This window comes from Streptococcus sp. 2021WUSS109 (assembly GCF_044427305.1).
Taxonomy (GTDB): Bacteria; Bacillota; Bacilli; order Lactobacillales; family Streptococcaceae; genus Streptococcus; species Streptococcus suis.
The window spans coordinates 64327-86478 of the sequence record NZ_JAOTGF010000002.1 but is presented as its reverse complement, the minus strand read 5'-3'; the positions used below and the strand labels follow the sequence as shown (position 1 = coordinate 86478).

At 35.0% G+C, this 22152-nt stretch carries 22 protein-coding genes and 1 other annotated feature; of the genes, 21 read left to right on the top strand and 1 reads right to left on the bottom strand.

The window, feature by feature from the left end; translation table 11 throughout:
• Nucleotides 1–26 precede the first annotated feature (26 nt).
• The 15 genes from cps2T to ODU37_RS01260 all read left to right on the top strand — a co-directional run bounded on the left by cps2T (nucleotide 27) and on the right by ODU37_RS01260 (nucleotide 16390).
• On the top strand, nucleotides 27–1175 hold the full coding sequence (gene cps2T / locus ODU37_RS01330) for a beta 1-4 rhamnosyltransferase Cps2T (protein ID WP_249562246.1): 1149 nt from the start codon (nucleotides 27–29) through the stop codon (nucleotides 1173–1175).
• The gene (locus tag ODU37_RS01325) at nucleotides 1172–2101 is read left to right on the top strand and encodes a glycosyltransferase family 2 protein (protein WP_249562245.1); all 930 of its coding nucleotides are present in this window, start codon (nucleotides 1172–1174) and stop codon (nucleotides 2099–2101) included. The genes cps2T and ODU37_RS01325 overlap by 4 nt, the downstream gene beginning before the upstream one ends.
• 2 nt (nucleotides 2102–2103) lie before the next feature.
• The gene (locus ODU37_RS01320; RefSeq protein ID WP_136670608.1) at nucleotides 2104–2910 is read left to right on the top strand and encodes an ABC transporter permease; all 807 of its coding nucleotides are present in this window, start codon (nucleotides 2104–2106) and stop codon (nucleotides 2908–2910) included.
• Nucleotides 2910–4124, top strand: coding sequence for an ABC transporter ATP-binding protein (locus ODU37_RS01315; RefSeq protein WP_148115686.1), 1215 nt, complete (start codon nucleotides 2910–2912; stop codon nucleotides 4122–4124). The genes ODU37_RS01320 and ODU37_RS01315 overlap by 1 nt, the downstream gene beginning before the upstream one ends.
• The gene (locus tag ODU37_RS01310; RefSeq protein ID WP_249562244.1) at nucleotides 4106–5869 is read left to right on the top strand and encodes a rhamnan synthesis F family protein; all 1764 of its coding nucleotides are present in this window, start codon (nucleotides 4106–4108) and stop codon (nucleotides 5867–5869) included. Before ODU37_RS01315 ends, ODU37_RS01310 begins: the two co-directional genes overlap by 19 nt.
• Before the next feature lie 32 nt (nucleotides 5870–5901).
• On the top strand, nucleotides 5902–7161 hold the full coding sequence (locus tag ODU37_RS01305) for a polysaccharide biosynthesis C-terminal domain-containing protein (protein WP_024378821.1): 1260 nt from the start codon (nucleotides 5902–5904) through the stop codon (nucleotides 7159–7161).
• Nucleotides 7158–8465 (top strand): DUF2142 domain-containing protein, encoded by a 1308-nt coding sequence (locus ODU37_RS01300; protein WP_249562243.1) that lies wholly within the window; start codon nucleotides 7158–7160, stop codon nucleotides 8463–8465. Before ODU37_RS01305 ends, ODU37_RS01300 begins: the two co-directional genes overlap by 4 nt.
• 22 nt (nucleotides 8466–8487) lie before the next feature.
• Entirely contained in the window at nucleotides 8488–9477 is a 990-nt protein-coding gene (locus tag ODU37_RS01295; RefSeq protein WP_249562242.1) for a glycosyltransferase family 8 protein, read from the top strand.
• Nucleotides 9478–9479: 2 nt separating this feature from the next.
• Nucleotides 9480–10460, top strand: coding sequence for a glycosyltransferase family 2 protein (locus tag ODU37_RS01290; protein ID WP_249562241.1), 981 nt, complete (start codon nucleotides 9480–9482; stop codon nucleotides 10458–10460).
• Between the two features lie 9 nt (nucleotides 10461–10469).
• A complete protein-coding gene (locus ODU37_RS01285; RefSeq protein WP_172068810.1) occupies nucleotides 10470–12530 on the top strand; it encodes a rhamnan synthesis F family protein in 2061 nt (686 codons plus the stop codon).
• A complete protein-coding gene (locus ODU37_RS01280) occupies nucleotides 12530–13783 on the top strand; it encodes a glycosyltransferase family 4 protein (protein ID WP_249562239.1) in 1254 nt (417 codons plus the stop codon). The genes ODU37_RS01285 and ODU37_RS01280 overlap by 1 nt, the downstream gene beginning before the upstream one ends.
• Nucleotides 13784–13886: 103 nt before the next feature.
• A complete protein-coding gene (locus tag ODU37_RS01275) occupies nucleotides 13887–14603 on the top strand; it encodes a glycosyltransferase family 2 protein (protein ID WP_044754523.1) in 717 nt (238 codons plus the stop codon).
• On the top strand, nucleotides 14603–14959 hold the full coding sequence (locus tag ODU37_RS01270; RefSeq protein WP_002937073.1) for a DUF2304 domain-containing protein: 357 nt from the start codon (nucleotides 14603–14605) through the stop codon (nucleotides 14957–14959). Before ODU37_RS01275 ends, ODU37_RS01270 begins: the two co-directional genes overlap by 1 nt.
• A complete protein-coding gene (locus ODU37_RS01265; RefSeq protein ID WP_249562238.1) occupies nucleotides 14949–15719 on the top strand; it encodes a glycosyltransferase in 771 nt (256 codons plus the stop codon). Before ODU37_RS01270 ends, ODU37_RS01265 begins: the two co-directional genes overlap by 11 nt.
• Nucleotides 15720–15901: 182 nt before the next feature.
• Nucleotides 15902–16390, top strand: coding sequence for an EbsA family protein (locus ODU37_RS01260; protein ID WP_012027226.1), 489 nt, complete (start codon nucleotides 15902–15904; stop codon nucleotides 16388–16390).
• On the opposite strand, the gene ODU37_RS01255 is transcribed toward ODU37_RS01260, so the two are convergent.
• A complete protein-coding gene (locus ODU37_RS01255; protein ID WP_249562237.1) occupies nucleotides 16379–16573 on the bottom strand; it encodes a ferredoxin in 195 nt (64 codons plus the stop codon). The two genes, ODU37_RS01260 and ODU37_RS01255, sit on opposite strands and share 12 nt — an antisense overlap.
• A 50-nt stretch (nucleotides 16574–16623) precedes the next feature.
• Here ODU37_RS01255 and ODU37_RS01250 point away from each other — a divergent pair, with 50 nt between their 5' ends.
• From ODU37_RS01250 to ODU37_RS01225, 6 genes are all read left to right on the top strand, one after another.
• Nucleotides 16624–17094 (top strand): SAG1386/EF1546 family surface-associated protein, encoded by a 471-nt coding sequence (locus ODU37_RS01250; RefSeq protein WP_044671322.1) that lies wholly within the window; start codon nucleotides 16624–16626, stop codon nucleotides 17092–17094.
• Nucleotides 17095–17103: 9 nt separating this feature from the next.
• Nucleotides 17104–17781: a (d)CMP kinase gene (cmk, locus tag ODU37_RS01245; protein ID WP_398580403.1), complete on the top strand. Its 678-nt coding sequence runs from the start codon at nucleotides 17104–17106 to the stop codon at nucleotides 17779–17781.
• 26 nt (nucleotides 17782–17807) lie between these two features.
• Nucleotides 17808–17936, top strand: a sequence feature (ribosomal protein L20 leader region).
• Nucleotides 17937–17976: 40 nt separating this feature from the next.
• The gene (infC, locus tag ODU37_RS01240) at nucleotides 17977–18483 is read left to right on the top strand and encodes a translation initiation factor IF-3 (RefSeq protein WP_002940606.1); all 507 of its coding nucleotides are present in this window, start codon (nucleotides 17977–17979) and stop codon (nucleotides 18481–18483) included.
• Between the two features lie 26 nt (nucleotides 18484–18509).
• Nucleotides 18510–18710: a 50S ribosomal protein L35 gene (gene rpmI / locus ODU37_RS01235; protein ID WP_012027223.1), complete on the top strand. Its 201-nt coding sequence runs from the start codon at nucleotides 18510–18512 to the stop codon at nucleotides 18708–18710.
• A 40-nt stretch (nucleotides 18711–18750) separates the two neighbouring features.
• A complete protein-coding gene (gene rplT, locus ODU37_RS01230) occupies nucleotides 18751–19110 on the top strand; it encodes a 50S ribosomal protein L20 (RefSeq protein ID WP_012028296.1) in 360 nt (119 codons plus the stop codon).
• A gap of 488 nt (nucleotides 19111–19598) precedes the next feature.
• The gene (locus ODU37_RS01225; protein WP_105202490.1) at nucleotides 19599–22103 is read left to right on the top strand and encodes a pneumococcal-type histidine triad protein; all 2505 of its coding nucleotides are present in this window, start codon (nucleotides 19599–19601) and stop codon (nucleotides 22101–22103) included.
• Nucleotides 22104–22152: the final 49 nt, after the last annotated feature.

The following is a 22152-nucleotide window of genomic DNA, read 5'->3' as shown; positions in this document are numbered from 1 at the left end:
GAACTGCAATTTGATGGAGAGGATTCATGAAACACGTTTTTATTATCGGTAGTCGTGGACTGCCAGCAAAATATGGTGGCTTTGAGACCTTTGTCCAACAATTGGTCAGTCACCAACAATCTGAAAAGATTCATTACCATGTGGCGTGCTTGTCTGATACAAGTCATCACCAACATTCGACCTACCTGGGTGCAGATTGCTTCACCATTAATCCACCAAAACTTGGACCGGCTCGTGTGATTGCTTATGATATGATGGCGATTACTTATGCCCTTAAAATCATCAAGGAACAGCAGATAGAGCGACCAATTTTCTATATTTTGGGAAATACCATAGGTGGCTTCATAGTGCCTTTTGCAAAAATGATTCACTCTGTTGGAGGTACCTTGTTTGTCAATCCAGATGGTTTGGAGTGGAAACGAGCAAAATGGGCTAAACCAGTTCAACGTTATCTAAAATTTTCTGAGAAAATGATGGTTCGTTATGCGGATTTGATTGTCGCTGACAATGAAGGTATTGAAGATTACTTGCAGTCTGAATACTCAGCTACAAATACAACTTTTATTGCCTATGGTACAGATTTAAGTCCGACTAAGTTAACAAAAGAATCTGAACAAGTTCGCCAATATTTTGCAAATTGGAACATTAAAGAGAAAGAATATTTCCTGATAGTTGGTCGCTTTGTTCCAGAAAATAATTATGTAACAGCTATCAAGGAATTTATGGCCAGCAAGACAAAACGCGATTTGGTCATTATAGCCAATCATGAAGGCTCTGCTTATTTCCAACAGCTCAAAGAAGAAACAGATTTTGTATCTGATTCACGTATCAAATTTGTTGGAACGGTGTACGATCAAGAACTGCTTAAATATCTTCGACAGGAGTGTCGTGCTTATATCCATGGACATGAAGTTGGTGGTACTAATCCTGGTCTACTTGAGGCCTTGGCACAAACCAATGAAAATTTGGTTTTAGGTGTTGATTTTAATAAAAAAGTTGCCCTGCAAGGTGCTCATTATTGGAGCAAAGAAGCAGGAAATTTGGCTCATTTGATTGATCAAATAGATGGACAAGCGGAATCCATTGAGCTTGGAAAAGTTGCAAAAAAACACATGCAAGAAGCCTATACATGGGAAAAAATTGCACGTGAGTACGAGGAATTATTTTTACAATGAAAGTAAACATACTCATGTCGACCTACAATGGTCAACAGTTCTTAGCTGAGCAAATTCGTTCTATTCAAGAACAGTCATACACAGACTGGACTCTCTTCATCCGTGATGATGGTTCCAGTGACAATACAAAAGAAATACTTAAAGATTTTGAGCGTCAAGATAGTCGAATTCATCTTATTGATAGTGATAAGAGTGACAATCTTGGAGTTATTAAAAGTTTTCACAAACTAGTGAACCACGATAGGGCTGACTATTATTTTTTTAGTGATCAGGATGATGTTTGGTTGCCAAATAAATTGGAACTCAGTCTAAACGAAGCCCAAAACTATCCAGCTAATCTCCCCTTAATGGTTTATATGGATTTAAAAGTGGTGAATCAAGATTTAGAGATTATGACTGAAAGCATGGTAAAATCTCAATCTCATCATGCCAATACGGAATTGGTGCAAGAGTTGACTGAGAATACTGTGACTGGCGGTGTCGCCATGATTAATCATACTCTCGCTGAAATGTGGCAAGAGACGGATGGTATACTCATGCACGATTGGTACTTGGCCTTACTTGCTTCAGCCTTTGGGAATTTGGTGTTTATTGATCAACCAGGGGAACTGTACCGCCAACATTCGGATAATGTACTAGGTGCTCGAACTCTCTCAAAACGCTTTAAAAAATGGATTCGTCCTCACATTTTATTTGCGGTCTATTGGGACTTGATCAAAAATAGCCAAAAACAAGCCCGACACTTACTACAAATGCCTCTATCTCAGTCAAATAGAGAATTAATTGAAGCATTTGTAACCATTATGGATAAACCAATGCTTGAACGATTCAGGATTTTAAGAAAATATGGATTGAGGAAAAATAAGGCTTTCCATACATTGGTATTTACAACACTCATTATTACAAAATTTGCTTATAAGGAATAGCTATGAATTTATTAAATAAAGAAAATCAAATACTCTTAAGAGAGATGATTAAAACAGATTTTAAATTACGTTACCAAGGTTCTCTCATTGGACATCTCTGGTCGATTTTGAAACCGATGTTACTTTTTACAATTATGTATTTAGTATTTGTTCGTTTTTTGCGCTTTGATGATGGAACTCCTCATTATGCAGTAGGGCTACTATTGGGTATGGTAACATGGAACTTTTTTACAGAAGCAACTAATATGGGGATGATGTCTATTGTTTCACGCGGGGATTTGTTGCGGAAGTTGAATTTTTCGAAAGAGATAATCGTCCTTTCTTCAGTTGCAGGAGCTGCAATTAATTACGCCATTAACTTAATGGTTGTGTTTGTATTTGCTGCTATTAACGGGGTTCCCTTTACTTGGTCCGTTTTAGTTATAATCCCACTGTTTTTTGAATTGGCATTACTAGCAACAGGTATAGCTTTCATCCTATCTTCTTTATTTGTAAGATTTAGAGATATTGGTCCAATTTGGGAAGTGTTCTTACAGGCTGGATTGTATGCGACACCAATTATTTATTCATTGACATTTATTTTACAGCGTGGGCAAGTAACATTTGCTAAATTGATGATGTTGAACCCTGTTGCACAAATTATTCAAGACTTGAGACATTTTATTGTTTATTCTGGGAATACTACAGTTAGTGAATTGATTGAAAATCCTGTTATTGTGGCAATTCCGTATATTCTTCCAGTCGTTGTTTACCTATTGGGTATAACTGTGTTTAGAAAAAATGCCAAAAAGTTTGCGGAGATTTTGTAATGGTAAAAAATAATAATATTGCTGTAAAAGTAGAACATGTTAGCAAGAGTTTTAAGCTTCCAACGGAGAGTAGTCAGAGTCTAAGAACTACTTTAGTCAATTTATTTAAAGGGATTAAAGGCTACGTAGAGTATAATGTTTTGCAGGATATCAGTTTTGAAGTTGAAAAAGGGGACTTTTTTGGAATTGTTGGTCGCAATGGTTCTGGTAAGTCGACACTGTTAAAAATTTTATCTCAAATATATGTTCCTGAAAGAGGGACTGTAGCTGTGGATGGTAAATTAGTTTCTTTTATTGAACTTGGTGTTGGTTTTAATCCGGAACTAACTGGTAAGGAAAATGTATACCTAAACGGTGCGATGTTAGGATTTACTGCAGAAGAAATTGATGCAATGTATGATGATATTGTTGAATTTGCGGAATTAAGTGAATTCATGAATCAAAAGCTGAAAAATTATTCTAGTGGTATGCAGGTACGTTTAGCCTTTTCAGTTGCCATTAAAGCTCAAGGAGATATTCTGATACTTGATGAGGTTCTAGCAGTCGGTGATGAGGCCTTTCAGCGTAAATGTAATGACTACTTCCTAGAGCGTAAAAAAAGTGGAAAAACAACCATTCTTGTCACCCATGATATGGGAGCTGTGAAAAAGTATTGTAATAAAGCTCTTCTTATAGAGAAAGGATACGTCAAGGCATTAGGAGAACCTGATGATGTAGCTAATCAATACAGTTTTGATAATGTGCTTGCCTCAATAAGCGAAGTTACAGAAAACGAAGAACCTCTGCATCAGAGTGATATTGTAAAAGATTTGGAGATTAACCTGGTCTCAAAAAATCAAATTGAACCAGATGAATCAATTGAAATCGAGTTTAAATATACGGTTTTAGAAGATATTGAAACACATGTTGCATTTACATTTTTAGATTTAGAACGTCATTTTGATGTATATAACGACAATTCTATGGATTTAAAAACGTTTGGCAAAGGTGAGAAGTTTATCCGAGTGAAATGTAAGCTACCTTCAATTAATCAGGCTAAATTAAAAATGGCGGTGTCAGTACGAAATAGTAATAAGCAGCCGTTATTATTTGCAAAGACTTCTGACACACCAGCTATTTTTATTAGTAGGAAGTTTAGCACTGATAATATTGCAGAGGAAGACGCAGCAACCGGGTTTATTCAGAGAAATAGCCAATGGGAGCTACTAGAATAATAAAATATAACGGAGGCAGAATGTCGCGTTTGTTGGTATATGTTCACTATAATAAATATAATGTTGTCAGTGAATATATTTATTATCAATTAAAGTCGATACGAAGTATTTATTCAGACATAGTTTTTGTTTCTAACAGCCATGTTTCAAAGGACATAGTACAATATTTACAGTCGGAACGATTGATTGATTTTTTTATCCAAAGAGATAATATTGGTTATGATTTTGCGGCATGGAAAGAAGGGCTGAATCAAGTAACATTTTATCAATATGATTCGGTAACTCTGATGAATGATACATGTTTCGGCCCCCTCTGGAACCTAGAGGATTATTATAGTCAATTTGACAGTGATGTTGATGTAGATTTTTGGGGAATGACCAATCACTTAGAGACAAAAATAGATAGTGTAGTTGTCCCTGAACATTTACAGTCATATTTTATGGTATTTAAAAAACGAATCTTGCAGAGTCAAGCATTTGTTGGTTTTTGGTCATCGGTAAGTGAGTTAACAGATATTCAAGATGTTATAAAATTATACGAGAGTCAATTGACAAAAATACTTTTATCAGAGGGCTATAGCTATAAGTGTGTATTAGATACATCCATTTGTTGTAAAACCCTTGAAAATAGAAATGTTACACTAGAATATCCAGAAGTTATACTTAAAAATAATGTTCCATTCATAAAAATAAAGAGTTTTACCGAATACCCAGACAGAATATACTCTTTATTACATCTTATTAGGATGAAAACGAAATATCCAGTTGAATTAATTGAGAGGCATTTGAGGCAGATAATTATTCCGGGTACGAGTTTTATTCCTCAAATACGGGTTTCGCAAACGATGGAAACTGTTCTATCTTCGACATCGGTACTTCTTCATGTTCACATAGAATCAGTGTCTATTTTTGAAGAGTATATTGAAGAGTTATGCAAAATAGCCGATAGGTGCCAGTTACTAATAACATTGCCAGAAACTGATTTTTCAAATAATTTTAGTATAGTTGAGAGATATTTATTCACCTACCAATTGAGAGCACAGATTGTAAAACTCACAGATGAATTGCATTTTTTTGAAATAGTAAATAACTATATGGGAGATGCCAAATATCTTGCTCATATAACTGTCAAACAAACAAACGAAATAAAATATTCTGTAGAGGATATTATTGACAGGTATCAGTTGAGGAAAATGTTTTTTACATCATTTGATGCAGTGATTTCTAATTTTGAATCACAATCTAATTTGTCTGTAGTTATTCCAGACTTAACAACTAATCAAAGATATGATAGAAAAAGTCTTCGTGAGGCCAATCCAGAACTTATTCGTCAATTGAATATACTTTATGAATCACTTGCGAGAACTAAGAAAGTTGATTTTTATAAAGTGCCTTATATAATCGGAGAAGAAGTAAGTTGGTATTGGATAAAAACAGAACACTATAAAAAGATTGAGGAGAAATTTAGAAACATTGATTTTTCAAAAGAAGATAGATTATTGCTAGTTCCAATATTATTTATTTATAGCGCGTGGGATTTATCAAATGATTATGCAGTGGTCGAGAATACTGAAAATGTGAGTCCAATATTGGAAAAGATTAGTTTTTTCAGCGAAAGGGAATTGCGTTTAATTATTGAAGAGAAGGAATTTTTACAAATTGGACTGAGAAGGACACTAAAGATAATATCTGTTGGGATTGTGAGTGTGTTTAAGATGATAAAGAAATCTCTATTAAAAAATTAGGGATAACGGATGACAAACAAGGGGAAGATAGTGTGAAGAGCAAAATAGTATCACCAAAAACAATATTTATTTGGAATTTATTAGGAAGTATTTCTTCAGCAGCAATATCAATATTTTTATTGTTACTAGTAACACGTTTGTTGACGGAATTAGAGGCTGATATTTTTAGTTTTGCTTATGCAGTAGCAAATCTTTTTGTAATCATTGCTAGTTTTCAGGTAAGAGATTATCAAGCGACTGATGTTTCGAAAAAGTTTTCGTTTAGCCAGTATCTTGCAACAAGGCTTATAACAATCACTATTATGCTATTACTTGCCTTAAGCTATATTTTTCTGTCTAAATATGAATTTCAAAAATCTGCCTGTATTTTCCTAATATGTTTGTATCGTGGAAGTGACGCTCTGTCGGATGTTTTTCAAGGATTGTTCCAACAAAATGCTCGGCTAGATATTGCAGGTAAATCACTTTTTTTGAGAAACTCTATTGTGATTTTGACATTTGGACTTGGTTTGTTTATAACCAATAACCTGCTACTCTCATTAATCTATCTAGTCATTAGCTCATATTTATTTGTTTTCTTTTTTGATGTTCCGAATTTGTTTCAATTTACGAGGGTTATCAAAGAAGAAATTAATTTGAAAGCCATTAAAAATATATTGTTAGAATGCTTGCCGTTATTTATTAATGCATTTTTACTTGTTACTATCTATAATCAACCTAAATATGCTCTCAATACTTTTTTTGAGAGAGGTGTTATAGGAACAGGTGTTCAAAGGGATTTTAACATTTTATTTATGCCTGTTTTTTCAATGAATATTTTATTGATTTTGTTTAGACCCATGATAACTCAGTTGGCTATATATAGAAGAGCTGGGGACTATAATCAATTTAAACAATATCAGAAGCGTATCGTTAAAATGGTTGTCGGGTTGGCTGTGTTAGTTTTGGTCGGGGGGATAGTATTGGGGATTCCAGCATTAAATATTCTCTATGGAACGAATCTTAATAAATACTGGCTAAGCTTTATTATAACAATGCTTGGGGGAATTGCGAGTACCTTTGCAACCATTTGTGATAACATGCTTACTGTTTTGAGGAAGCAAAAGTATCTCGTAATTTCATTTGCAATTTCTTGTCTATTATCCATATTGATTTCTAATCCACTGGTAGAATATTATGGAATATTGGGGGCAGCTATTGCTTTTGTGAGTTCGATGTGGACTTGGTTTTTAATTTCTTTAGTAATATATCTAAAATTGCAAAAACATTTGAATTGGGAAGTACAAGAATGAAGATAGAAAAATTATTTTTAAGGTTAGCAATCCCCTTTTTGTTAATTTCAATATTTGTTATGCCTGTGACAAAGGTTCCTGATGAAGCAACACATGCTTTTATGTCGTGGAATATATTATTTGATTCTCCTACAAGTAGAGATACAGAGGCAATGAATGAATTACGGGCAGCAGATTTTACGTATTCAGAACCGGAGATTCATGCAGTTGATTCTACAGAATATTCAAGCCTTTTTACCAAAATTCGTGATTTTTCAAAGGACAAATTATCTATCGATTTTTCTCTGAAATCGTTAATGAGTACACCTCAGCTAATTGGTCTAGTTGTAGGTAAATTGATTTATCCGTCATATGGTATGATGGTCACTATAGGGCGCCTTTTTAATACAATAGTCTATATTATAGGTATCTACTATTTGATAAAAAAAATAAAGTATGGGAAGATGACGCTGTTTTTTGTCTCACTTTTACCTATGATGATTCAGCAGGCTGGCTCACTGTCTTATGATGTGGTGAACTATCTGGCTGTTGTTGCATTTTTTGTTTTTTATGTTAACTTATTGGTAGACAAGGTACTGACCACCAGGAAATTTATTAATTTAATATTATTATCCTTGCTACTATATTTAACAAAAGCAAATAATATTTTACTTTTGGCATTGTTGTTTTTTGTTGATTTTGAATTTGAAGGTGTCTTATCTAAGTTTAATTCGATTTTAAAATGGATTCAAAAGAGAAGATTACCAATTCTTATTTTGGGATTAGGACTAGTTTTACTTGTTAGCTATCTGTTCCTACATAATAGAGGTGGTGTCGTGCACTTTGTTAAAGTGATGATAAACAGTTTATTTATCAATAATAGAAATGATCATCTTAATGGTATTTTAACGGTTGGTATTTTTGGTTATTTTGGCTGGTTTGTCACTCAATTACCTCTTTGGTTAATTTTCATAGATATTTTCATTTTTACGTTATTATTATTTAATGATGGAAATTTAAAGATAAGTAAAACAGAAGGTCTTGCTTCGTTATTTGTACTCCCTGTTCAGGTAGCTATCATTGTAGCGGGCATGTATTTTGCATGGACACCGACAGCTATTGGACCAAATGCAATAATTTCTCAGGGGGCACAAGGAAGATACTTTACTCCGTTTTTAGTCTATCTATTTCCGGCATGTTTAATGTTAAAAGAGCAGGTAAGTGTATCGGTAAAACAGAAGTATTTGATACGGTTGATCACTGTCACAGTAGTCATTAACTTTATCATGTATCTATTTTTGATAGTGGATTATTATTGGTTGTAAGAAGATAGTGGAAGAGGGAAACGTGAATATATTATTTACATTGAATGATGCTTTTGTCCCGCAAGTAGCAGCTTGTATGGGCTCAATCATGCGAACATTAAACGAAGACGATACATGCCATTTTTATCTTTTCTCAGATGGTATTAGTCAACAGAATAAAGAAAAACTTCATCAATTTGTTACCGACGGAGGAAATAAATTGACAATCGTTGAATTGGAAAACTTGGAATCATATTTTGATTTTGAAATTGACACAAATGGTTGGGCTTCGGTTGTACTTGCAAGATTACTTGTAGATAAATTACTGCCCGAAGAAGTTGAAAGAATCATCTATTTAGATGGAGATACTTTAGTTTTAGAAAATATTCGGGAGCTATGGGAAGTAGATTTGGAGGGGAAAGTCCTTGGAATGTGCCCAGAACCGACAGCTTCGTCTGAGAGAAGAAAAGGCTTAAATTTGGGTACGTATACATATCATAATGCGGGAGTTCTTCTAATCGATTTGAAACGGTGGCGTTCAAAAAGTATAGGAACAATTATTTTTGATTATTATAAAGAAAAAAATGGAGAGCTTTTTGCTAATGATCAAGATGCACTGAATGGAGCGTTGAAAGAAGAGATAAAAACACTCTCAATCACTTATAATTATTTTAATATTTTTGATGTTTATCCATATCGTACATTGGAAAAATTAAGTAGGCCTTCAACGTTTATTTCAAAAGAAGAATTTGTAAAAATTCGTAAGCAACCACGTATTGTTCATTTTTTAGGCGAAGAACGCCCATGGAGAATCGGAAATAAACATCGATTTAGAGAGGACTATGTTTCTGCATTAAATCAGACGCCATGGAGAGGTACTCAATTTGAGAGTGGTTGGCAGCTTTACTTTTTCTGCTTTAATCTTTTTAACATGGTTATGAAGCCTTTTCCTATGTTGCGCTATAAAATTATTACAGTCTTAATTCCTGTATTCATGAAATATAGGAAAATTAGATTACAAAAAGGAGTCTAGGTGTGAAGTTTTCCGTTATTATCCCAGCGTACAATGTTGCTGATTATCTGGAAGAATGTGTGTATAGTGTACTGAATCAGACTTATGAAGAATTTGAAATATTGTTGGTAGATGACGGTTCTACAGATGGTATAACCTCCAATATATGCGATAAATTAGCAGCTAAAGATGATAGGGTGAAGGTATTTCATCAGTCTAATGGTGGGCAATCAATTGCGAGAAATACAGGAATAAAAAATGCTAGTGGTGATTATATTTTATTCCTAGATGGTGATGATTTTTGGACTGATGTGCATTTTTTAGATGAAATCAATGATGAACTACATTCTCACGAGGAAGTGGTAGATGCAGTAATTTATCCATTTTCATACTGGTATGGTAATGCTGATATAAGAGTTCGTGATTTCCCTCAAAAATTACCTAGACATGAAATTATTACTGATTCTGTTCTACTTGTAGAAACAGGCGCATTGATTGCTCCTGTTTGGAACAAGTGTGTCCGCAGAGAACTATTTGCAGATTCTTTGATGTTTCCAGACGGGTTAATGTACGAAGATGGTATTTGGTGTGCAGACCTATTAAAAATAATAACTTGTTGTTGTGTCATTGAAAATTCTAATTATATGTATAGACAAAATAGAGATGGAAGTTTTACTAACAAAATTACACAAAAAAAAGTCTATCATGCCTTTAGAGGAATTGAAGAAAATTTAAAGAATTTTAAACAACTATCGAATGAGAAACAAGAAGCACTTTTGATTTATTTATCAAATTCTTATATTTCCATCTTGCCATTTGTATTTCCATATCTGAATAATTCTGATATAAAAATGTTTGTGAAAAAATTTAGATATTTGCTAAAATATTCACAGAGGGTAGAACTTGTTTCGTTTAGAATCTCAGGTTTAATGACCAGAGTTCTGGGGATATATGTATCAACATTTATTCAAAACAAACTTTTGAAAATTTATAAAAGTAGATAATAATAGAAAGTGATTGGTAACACTGTGAAAAGGTGGATTAGAAATTTCACAACGCGATTATTTATCTTATCAGGTAAATACAAGCTATTGTTTTATATATTAGAGCTTACCAAAAATATTGCAAAGTTTTTCTGGAGAATTCCAAAATATATAAAGCGAACTCTACTAGCTTTGCAACGTGATAAGCAACGTAGAAATAATTATTCAGATATCAAAAATCGATACTTGATTTACACAATTTATGAACATCAATCGTCTTTACAGGACTATAAAGTAATTTTTTTAGAGGCATTGGCTAAAATTTCTCGAGATGTTTTAATTGTTGTAAATGGTAAACTTCCACAGGCTGATATAAATCGTTTAGCACAATATGGTAAGGTTGTGGAAAGAGAAAATGAGGGGTATGATGTTGCGGCTTTCCGACATGGGATAATACATACTGGAAAAGAGGCGTTACAACAATATAATCAGCTCATCTTGGTTAATGATACGAATATTGGTCCTTTTAGGGATTTGGAAGAGGTTTTCTCTGAGTTTAATTCCAATCAGCTAGACTTTTGGGGAATTTCGATGGGTGAGGAGCAGCTAGACTTTACTGGTTATAACCCTTATGGTAAAATTCCTAAGCACTTACAATCATATTTTGTTGTTATTGAAAATAGCTTGCTTAGGTATGAAGGATTTTATGATTATTGGGAAAAGCTCTCTGATACGGATTCTCGTAATAAGGCAATTGGAAAACATGAAACTGTGTTTGCAAAATATTTTTATGATCGAGGCTTTAAGTATGATGCATTGATTAAAGACACGAAAGATAGTGCATTGTATATTCATCCGCTTAAATTATTAAAGCAAGGTTGTCCATTAGTTAAGTATTCGGCCTTTAGAAATTATGACAGAGAACAATATTTTTGGCATGGTTTAGAAAGAGAATCTGAGATTCCGGATTTGATGGAGTATATTGCTAAGGAAACAGATTATCCGATTGAAGTGGTGTCTTCTATATTAGAAGATTTTAAAACTAGAGAAAATCAATCTTATATTTTGATTATTGATGGTGTCGAAAATATTATTCCACAATGTACACGTTATCGTGTGTTAAATAAGGCTGAGCAATTGCGAGAACTTGGTTATACAGTTCGAGTGATAAATAATTCTCTTGTACAACTTCAGGATGCACAGTTTGCTAGTCATATTATTATTTATCGTGCTCCATTCAATGATATGCTGAAAGAAATATGTAGGGCGGCACACATAAAGAACAGACCTGTTTATTTTGATATTGATGATTTGGTTTTTGATACAAAATTTACAGATGAACTTGAATTTACCCAAGGCTTGAGCAAGAGAGAGAAAAAAGGTTATGATACAAGTGTCTTAGCTTACAAAAAAATGCTTTCTCTCTGCGATTATGCTATCACATCGACTTCGAAATTGAAAGACGAGCTTGAACAATATAAAAACAAGGTTATCTTGAATCGCAACGTCATGTCTAAAGAATTAGTTGAGCGTAGTTTACAAGTTAAGAAAAATTCGAACGACAATAAAGTCAAAATAGGATATTTCTCAGGGTCAATTACACACAACGAAAATTTTGATTTAATTAGTCAAGCATTGCTACATCTACTTCAAAAGTACCCGCAAGTGGAATTACATATAGTAGGATATTTAGACATTCCTAAACCATTCCAAAAATTCAAAAAACAGATTGTAAGTCATGAGTATGTTGATTGGAGAAAGCTTCCAATTTTAATTTCACAAGTTGATATTAATTTGGCGCCGCTTGTAACCACAACCTTTAATGAAGCAAAGTCGGAAATTAAATGGATAGAAGCGGCAGCAGTTAAAGTTGTGACAGTTGCAAGTAATCTTGGAGCATTTGAAGAAATGATTCAAGATGGAGTGACTGGAGTTCTAGCAGATGATAACGAATGGGAAAGTAAATTGGAGAGATTGATTCTTGAACAAGACCTGAGAGAACAAATAGCAGAAAATGCTTTTGAATTTGTAATGAATCATTGCACTACAGCAAATAGAATTAATGATTTTTTGAAAGAAGAGTTAGTCTAATGAAACGTATTTTGTTTATTTCTCCTACAACTAGTATGGATAATGGTGCGGAGAAGTCTATTTATTATCTAATGAAGTACCTTATTCAACTGGGACACACAGTTATAAATGTTACTCATGCAATAGGAGGGGAACCGCAAGATAAGCATGAGCAACTTTATAAAATGATAGGGGTTAAGAATTACTATTTGCCAACTGTCAAGTGGTGGTGGCCGGATGCACCAGGTGGAGAAATCCTTAATAGAGAAGAGGCTACAAGCTACTATCGCCAGAATGTTCAGGACATAGCTGAAATTATTGAGCAAAATGAGATAGACTTGGTTATTTCAAATACTGTTAATGTTTTTCAGGGAGCAATTGCTGCCTCATGTCAAAAGGTTCCCCATTTTTGGCTAATTCATGAATTCCCTAAAAATGAGTTTGCTTATTATGCTGATAAAATTGACTTCATAGAAGAGTATTCTTCAGAATTATTTAGTGTGACTGGAGAGTTAAATAATTTTTTAACACCACTATTTAATAAGAAAGTCCATCCGTTTATTTCTTATACTGAGCAAGAAACAAAAGATTTAAAAAAAGGCAACCAAGTTAGAATTGTTTCTGTTGGTCGATTAACAGAAGGAAAAAATCAATTAGAACTTATAAAAGCATATAAGACACTAAATAGATTGGATATTGAATTGGTTTTTATTGGAGGATGGGATAGTAAATACAAAGCTATTTGTGATGAATATATCCATAAAAATAAATTACAGAAAAATGTTAAATTTTTAGGTAACTTAGATAATCCATGGGAAGAAGTAACTGATAGAGATATCTGTGTTTTCCCCTCGTCAATGGAAACTTTTGGCTTAGTCTATGTTGAAGCAATCTTAAGAGGGCTTCCCGTAATTCTATCAGATAATTTAGGACATTTGACGGCATTTGAAATATTCTCAGCAGGTCAAATTTATAAATTGGGCGATATAGAAGACTTGGTGACTAAGTTAGAGCAAGTGATTGAATCCTTTAGAGATTTTTCAGATAGGGCTCGGCTTGATGTGGAACGTTTACGTACTCTATATACACCGGAAGTTGCCTATAAAGAAATACTGAACAGCATCAATCACTTAGAATATATTGGATACCAAAATACAAATTTAAGTCACATAAAAGAGTTACTGACTTTAAATATGCATCCAACAAGATTGGAGCGTTATGCAAGATTAATCAGCAATATCGCGACAAAAATCAGACATAAACTTCGACTTTAATGAATAATAGGATAGCTATGCTAAAATATGTATATTATAGTTTCTTCAAATGAGTAAGTAGAATCTGAAAAGTTATATAGAATTCTAGTTTTAGAGAGAAAAAATGAAAGTATTAATGATTATTCCTGCCTACAATGAAGAAGAAAGTATCCTTCAAACTGTTCAGGGAATTATAGATTATAGAAATAGTGTGAATTTTCAATTGGATTATGTTGTCATTAATGATGGCTCAACAGATCGCACGAAAGAAATTTTGATAAACAATAAATTAAATGCAATTCACTTGGTACAAAACTTGGGGATTGGCGGAGCTGTTCAAACAGGATATAAATATGCCTTGGATAATGACTATGATGTAGCTGTTCAATTCGATGGTGATGGTCAACATGACATTCGTTCATTAAATAGCTTAATTCAGCCAATCTTAATTGGTCAAGCTGATATGGTGATTGGCTCACGCTTTGTTGGTGAAACCTTGTCAGAATTCCAAACCAGTTTTATGAGAAGATTTGGAATAGGCGTTATTTCAAATATGATAAAAATAACAACTGGAAAACGCATTTGGGATACAACATCTGGTTATCGTTTGGGAAATAGAAAAGTAATTGCTCAATTCGCCAGACGATACCCTACGAAATATCCGGAACCAGAATCAACTGTTCATTTACTAAAGCAAAATTTCCAAGTAGTAGAAGCACCTGCTAATATGTTTGAGAGAGCAGGAGGGGTTTCTTCGATTACTCCATTTAAGTCCATCCGCTACATGGTAGAAGTTTGCTCATCTATTTTGATTGCTTCGCTTATGAAGGAGGGGGAATAATGACTATACAAGCATTAGCTATGTTTCTTGCCTCACTAGGTTTTTTGTATTTTATTTTTAGGAATATTAATAAAAATAAGATTTTATTCGAACATGCCTTTATGTGGATTGTTATTGGCTTCGGACTGATTGTTTTTGCACTCTTTGATGTTATTCCTATTAAATTGGCTTATTTATTCGGGTTTGGTCTGACTTCCAATTTCTTGTTATCTGTGGCAATTTTTGTTCTCTTGGTGATTGGATTTTTGCATAGTATGGCTTTATCTCAACAAAAGCAGCAGATTAAAAATTTAATTCAAGAAGTATCAATGGCTAAAAAAAGAATCTCTGAGTTGGAGGAGCATCATGCAGAATAACCATACATTTGTTATCTGTGCTTATGGAGATAGTAAGTATCTAGAAGAATGCATCCATTCGTTAAGGCAGCAAACACTTCAATCACAACTCATCCTATACACTAGTACTCCGAGTGAATATATAGAACAAATTTGCCAAAAGAATGCAATCGTAATGCATACCGCACAAGGAGGAGGTATTGGAAAAGATTGGAATTTAGCACTCTCTTTTGTAACAACCCCTTATGCTACAATTGCTCATCAAGATGATATTTATTTACCAGACTATTGTGAAAAAATAATGTCTCAGATGACAGAGGAAACGTTGATTGCTTATTCAGATTATCAGGAAGTTAAGGAAGGTGTGGCTATTCCCTTAACTTCAAACTTGAAAATCAAGCAACTCATGTTACGGACAATGGCCATGTTTCCCAAATGGAAATTTTGGCGGAATAGGGTTTTAGCCTTTGGTAATCCAATTTCTTGTCCAGCTGTGACCTATAATTTGAAGAAACTGAATGATTTCAAGTTTAATGAAGCAATGAAAGTTTCTCTTGATTGGTTTGCTTGGTATCAGATTGCACAAAAAAATGGTAGCTTTACCTTTGTAGATGAGAGTTTGATGTATCATCGTATCCATGAAGAATCTGAGACGACAAATAGCATTGAAAACAATATTCGTACAAAAGAAGACTATGAAATGTATTTGTTGTTTTGGCCAAAGTTTATTGCCAAGTTTCTCCTGAGTTACTATGTTAAGAGTCAAGAGACGAACGACTAAAATATTTTGGTTGTTGATCATTGTGTTCCCACCAATTCCTACTCAAAATATTTCAAAAACATTTCAGAAATTTTACAAAACATTCAACATTGTCATGTAAATGTAATAAAAAATTTCAAAAGATAGAGGTTTTCATAGGAAAATCTCTTTTTTTGTGCTAGAATAATAGATGGAGGTCCGATATGATCAAAATTTTTGGTAAAATTCGTTACCATTGGCAACCGGATTTATCATGGGCCATCATATACTGGTCACTTACCTTCACACCTATTTTTATTGGTATGGCACTTTTATTGGAGAAGTTGCAAGTTTCAAGATTATTTATTCTACTTGTCTCACTCTTTGCTGTATTAGTAGTGCTCGGCTTACATCGCTATTTCGAGATAAAAGATGAGCATTTACGGATTGCTTCGGCTAATCCTTTTGCAGTGCAGAAAATTGAAATTGCTACCATAGAAAAAATTGAAGTTTCTTATTTAGCCATTCGTATATTTGCAAAAGAGTTTCCCAACGGACGGATGTATTATATGCGTAAATGGACAAAAAAATACTTTATTAACCATTTAGCTATTCATAGTTGCTTCAAGGGTAAAATTGAATTAATAGACCATTTAATAAAACAGGATTATTTTGAAGAGTATTATACAAAAAAAGCCAAATCAATCCGCTGAAATGGCTTTTGTAGGGCATGATTTGATGGCTTTAAGAATATCTGGATTGGGTTCAATTGTTTTCTCTAATTGTGAGTCGTCTGAAAAAACAACGATACCATTGTTATCATAATCAAACAGAGATGAGTAGGTTTGGCAGAGCCCGCAAGCAATGCACCGTTCAGGAATAAGTTTTACTTTCATATTAGTATTGTAATCATATTTTAATAAAAATACAAGGAGTTTTCTCAATAATGTCACAAGAGCCATGGAATGAAGAAGTTTACCACACAGAAACAACTAGTCGTAAAGAACGTCTGAGTAAGGGGGTAGCGAATACAACGGTATTTACAGTTTTGGCAATTATTTTCTTTGTTATCGTACTGATTATTGGAATTATGGCTGTCTATCTCTCAATCGGTGGCGGTAGTAAAACAGATTCAACAAAAGAATTTTATACCCCAAGCACTACAACAGTCGTAGCAGAGAGCTCTTCATCGGCTGCTGAGACACAAGAATCTACTTCGACTGACACGACAGAAACAAGTTCTAGCCCAGCGGAAGCAACGGATGGCTCTACCCTTACTGTTCAAGCAGGTGAAGGTGTAGGACAACTGGCTGCTCGTGGTGGGATTTCAATTGCAGAGCTAGAGCGTTTGAATCCAGAGAAAATGACAACAGGGTCTTGGATTGCGCATCCTGGGGATGTAGTTCGTATTAGATAAAGAGGAGTTATGAAATCAATTCAAATTGCAATTGACGGTCCAGCTTCAAGTGGAAAGTCAACGGTTGCTAAAATTATTGCTAAAAATTTTGGATACACTTACTTAGATACAGGAGCTATGTATCGCTCGGCTACCTATCTAGCCTTGACAAACGGTGTAGAGGTCACAGATCAAAAACGAATCGTGGACTTGCTTGCCCAGTATCCCATTCAATTTGGGCGTGATGAAAACGGTCAGCAACTTGTTTTTGTCGGTGGTGAAGATGTTACTTTGCCTATTCGAGATAATCAAGTAACAAATAATGTATCAGCGGTAGCAGCGCTTCCTCTAGTACGGGAAGAATTGGTCCGCCTGCAACAGGACATTGCGCAAGCTGGTGGTATTGTCATGGATGGTCGTGATATTGGTACGGTTGTGTTGCCACAAGCAGAACTCAAAATATTCCTTGTTGCCTCTGTTGAAGAGCGTGCCCTTCGTCGATTTAAGGAAAATACGGAACGTGGCATTGAGACAGACTTGGAATCTCTAATGCAGGAAATTGCGGCTCGTGACTATAAAGATTCTCATCGAGAAGTTTCTCCTTTAAAGGCAGCAGATGATGCCATTACCTTTGATACAACAGGAGTATCCATAGAAGGTGTTGTTCAATTTATTTCAGAAAAAGCGAAAGAAATTCTTGACAAGTAGTTTTAGACATGTTAGAATAGTTGTATTGAGAAAAGCAGAAGTGAGAACTTCTCGCCTTGCGACTAACGTTGTCTGGCTCTACGGATTAAGATTTCTTCGGAAAGAATAATGGTGTAGTGCGGACTTGTTTAGCAAGTCCGTTTCGTTTTTCTCGAAAAATACAAAATGAGGTGAAAAGCCATAGCAAAGCAAGATTTGTTCATCAATGATGAAATTCGAGTGCGTGAAGTTCGTCTTATCGGTCTTGAGGGTGAACAGTTGGGAATCAAACCACTCAATGAGGCTCAGGCCATTGCTGATAGCGCCAACGTGGATTTAGTATTGATTCAACCCCAAGCTAAACCACCAGTAGCGAAAATTATGGACTACGGTAAGTTCAAATTTGAATATCAGAAGAAACAGAAAGAACAACGCAAAAAACAAAGTGTTGTCACTGTAAAAGAAGTGCGTCTAAGTCCAGTTATTGATAAAGGGGACTTCGAGACAAAACTTCGTCATGCCCGTAAATTCCTTGAAAAAGGAAATAAGGTTAAGGTTTCGATCCGTTTCAAGGGTCGTATGATTACCCACAAAGAAGTTGGAGCGAAAGTATTAGCTGAGTTCGCTGAAGCAACCCAAGATATTGCCATTATCGAACAACGTGCTAAGATGGACGGACGTCAAATGTTTATGCAATTGGCCCCAGCTTCAGATAAAAAATAAGCTTTTTAAGCAAAAGGAGAATTAACATGCCAAAACAAAAAACTCACCGCGCATCAGCTAAACGTTTCAAACGTACAGGTTCTGGTGGATTGAAACGCTTCCGCGCTTATACTTCACACCGTTTCCACGGTAAAACTAAAAAACAACGTCGTCACCTTCGTAAAGCAGGTATGGTACATGCTGGTGACTTCAAGCGTATCAAATCAATGCTTACAGGTTTGAAATAAGCCGACTTACTAGAATTTAGATTATTTGGAGGAAAATTAAATGGCACGTGTTAAAGGTGGCGTTGTTTCTCGTAAACGCCGTAAACGTATTTTAAAATTAGCTAAAGGTTACTACGGAGCTAAACATCTCTTGTTCCGCACTGCGAAAGAACAAGTCATGAACTCTTACTACTATGCATACCGTGACCGCCGTCAGAAAAAACGTGATTTCCGTAAATTGTGGATCACTCGTATCAACGCGGCTGCTCGTATGAACGGTTTGTCATACTCACAATTGATGCACGGTTTGAAATTGGCTGAAATCGAAGTAAACCGCAAAATGCTTGCTGACTTGGCAGTAAACGATGCAGCAGCTTTCACAGCTCTTGCAGATGCTGCTAAAGCAAAACTTGCTAAATAAGTATAAAAATCTAAAGAACTTGGTAGTGATGAACCAGGTTCTTTATTTTTGGAAAGTAGCTCACCACTTGCTAAATTTCGATATGGGTGATATACTTAACTAGTAAATAAATCGACGGTTTTTAACTTTATCGTCATTTAGTTTTTCTTTTATTATTTCGACGAGCGAGGAAACGTCGTTTCCTTATTTCCAACTTCAAACACTCCACTGAAGTGTTTGAACTCGCCTTGCCTGATTGAAACAGTCTGGGGGACTGTTTCAAGTCAATGCCTAGAAATAAGAAAGCATTGAGTTATGCCTGCGGCTGTTGACACAAACTTCGTTTGTTTCATTTCCGACCTTCAAAGGTTCCCCGAACCTTTGAAGCTAGTAATAAAAGTAAACTAAAAGACTATAATAAGTGGATGTGGTGATGCTATTTTACAATAGTTGATTACATTTATCATGTCGGTAATATAATAATGGTAAATAAGGAGAGAAACATAGATATGAAACAAGGTAAGACTTTGCTTTATGTAGCAGGAGTATCGCTTATTTGTGCTGTAGCATTGGTTACTTATCAAGCGTCTAACTATAGAGAGCAATCGAACCATCAAAAAACAACAAGCATAGAAACATCGCAATCAAAGCAATCAAAAGAGATTCCTTCAGATTCGAAAAAGGAAGTTCCAGGGATTGATAAGGCGACGGATGATGGTTTTTTACTCACTGATGAGTCACAAATTGAGGAAAAAACTGATTTAGGAATTATTGTCAATCATGGTGATCATAAGCACTTTTTCTTTTATTCAGATTTAAAGAATACAAAATGGGCTTATTTAATTCCTGAAAATTATCAAGAAAAAAACCATTCTTCTCAACCTAAGAGAAGTCAATTATCGTCAGGCTCGAAACAGACCGAAGATGAATACGTTTTTGATCCTAAAGATATTGTCGCAGAGGATGCCAATGGCTATACTGTTCGGCATGGGGATCATTATCACTATATTTTAAAATCAAGCTTAGGTGGCACGACACACAGACAATTGACCTCTGATAGTCGTCAATCGCCAACTGTTCCTATCGTTCACCAACAGGAAGGGATTCCGGGGATTGATTTTCAAACGAGTGATGGTTTCTTGTTTGATGGGCAAAATATCAGCGGTGTAACGGAAACCGGGATTCTAGTAAGGCATGGGAAACATTTGCATCTTATTCATTTTGAAACATTGAAAAGGAGTAAATGGTCTTATCTTGTGAATCAGTATAAACCAAATGTTGAATCGGATAAGAAGTCACAACCTGAGGTAGAAAATACTGAGTATCAAACCAAATTGGACTACTTAGCAAAAGAACTGAATTTAGAGCCATCACGTCTTAAGAAAGTCATTGTTGACGGTCAAATTGGATTAGAATATCCGCATGGCGATCACACACATATTGTTTTATTAAAGGAAATTGATGCAACGAAGCCGTTTGAAAGTCCGGAGGATCGTATTCTTAAGCAAAAGGATGGAGAAACTCTTGAACAGAGAAAAGAACGTCTCATTAAACAGTACATGGAGCGTTTTAAAGTAAAACGTGAGGACATTACAATTGATGGGAACTATATGAGTGTACGCCATGGGGATCATGCGCACGTTTATAAAATTGATCCTAGTTTGCCAGATGATCCTGAGCGTGATGTTAAGACCGAAACGGTAAATCTTGCTATTGAGAAACAATCAGTATATGGACCTTTTTATACAGAAGGTTCGACAGAAAATTTAACACGTAATGGTGTCCATCAAAAGTATCATCCGGAAGGTCTTCAGGATATTAAAAATTTCATTCTAGTAACATTCAGTACAAATAGTGATTTTGGTGATTTTGTCGTTAATGGTAAAAAAACGAAGAGAGTTTATTATTTGGTTCGTAAAGATTTAAATTGGGAGGATTTGAACATCGCCTATCCGCAGACCCTTCAACAAAAGGGACGTGTCTTTAATGGTTGGAATGCTACTTTGCCAAAGTCCGGCAAGATGGCAAGAGAACATCAAAGTTTTTATGCTGATTTTGATAATGTTTATCGTAAGCCAACCAAAAATATTTACACTCCAAGTGATGATGTTTCAAATATTGATCTATCAGACTATGTACCTGTTAAATATAGTGCGATAGCCAATGGTCGTTTAAAATTAAATGGTGAGATTCGAGCAGGGTTCATATACTTTGTGAAATCTGACTTAACTTGGAAACAAGCTAAGGAGCAGGGGCTTGTTGTACCAGAACCGGTTCCAAGCAAAGATTATGAGTTCATTGAGTTTAGGACAGTTATTACTGGTGGAGAAAAAGATACAGATTATGTTAGTGCCACAACGAGCTTGGCAGCATTTGGGACAACGGCTCCTCGTATAGGACCTTACATTGCTAACAATACGGAGAATCCAACGGACATCAATGACCCAAGTAGACATCCAAATTACTATTGGCATGATCCAAAGAATTATGTAGCCCTCGCATTTCGAGCAGGTGAAGGTGGTCAACTTCAGACACATTTGGGAACTAGTAAAACAGTTGTTTACCTTGTTAGAAAAGGGTTAACACTGAACCAAGCTGGAATTTTTCCGCCATCTTTGAAGAGTGATACAGGTTATAAACGAGATTATACAAAACCTGTTATTCCAAATGTAGCATGGGATACACCTATTTTGGAAGATACTGTCTACGATATTCATTTCGATAAAGTTGAAAGTGATAGCAAAGATGGGACAGTTGAGCCAGGTGATACTTGGTTGCCTGGGAATCCATTGGCGAATACTCCAGATGTCCCTAATGGAGAAGAGGACGCAGATAGCTGGTTAGATGATTTGTTGACACCTAGTCCAGAAGCGACAGATATAGAAACTGTAACAGAAGCTGAAACTACAACAGAAGATACAAAAGCAACTGAAAGTAGTACTGCTGCTCCCATAGATATCCCTAAAAAATCATCAACAGAGGAAGAGCCTAGTGAGGATTTTATATTTCCTTGATGAAATAGATATGAGTGATTTGAATTAGTGGTCTAATACTCTTCGAAAA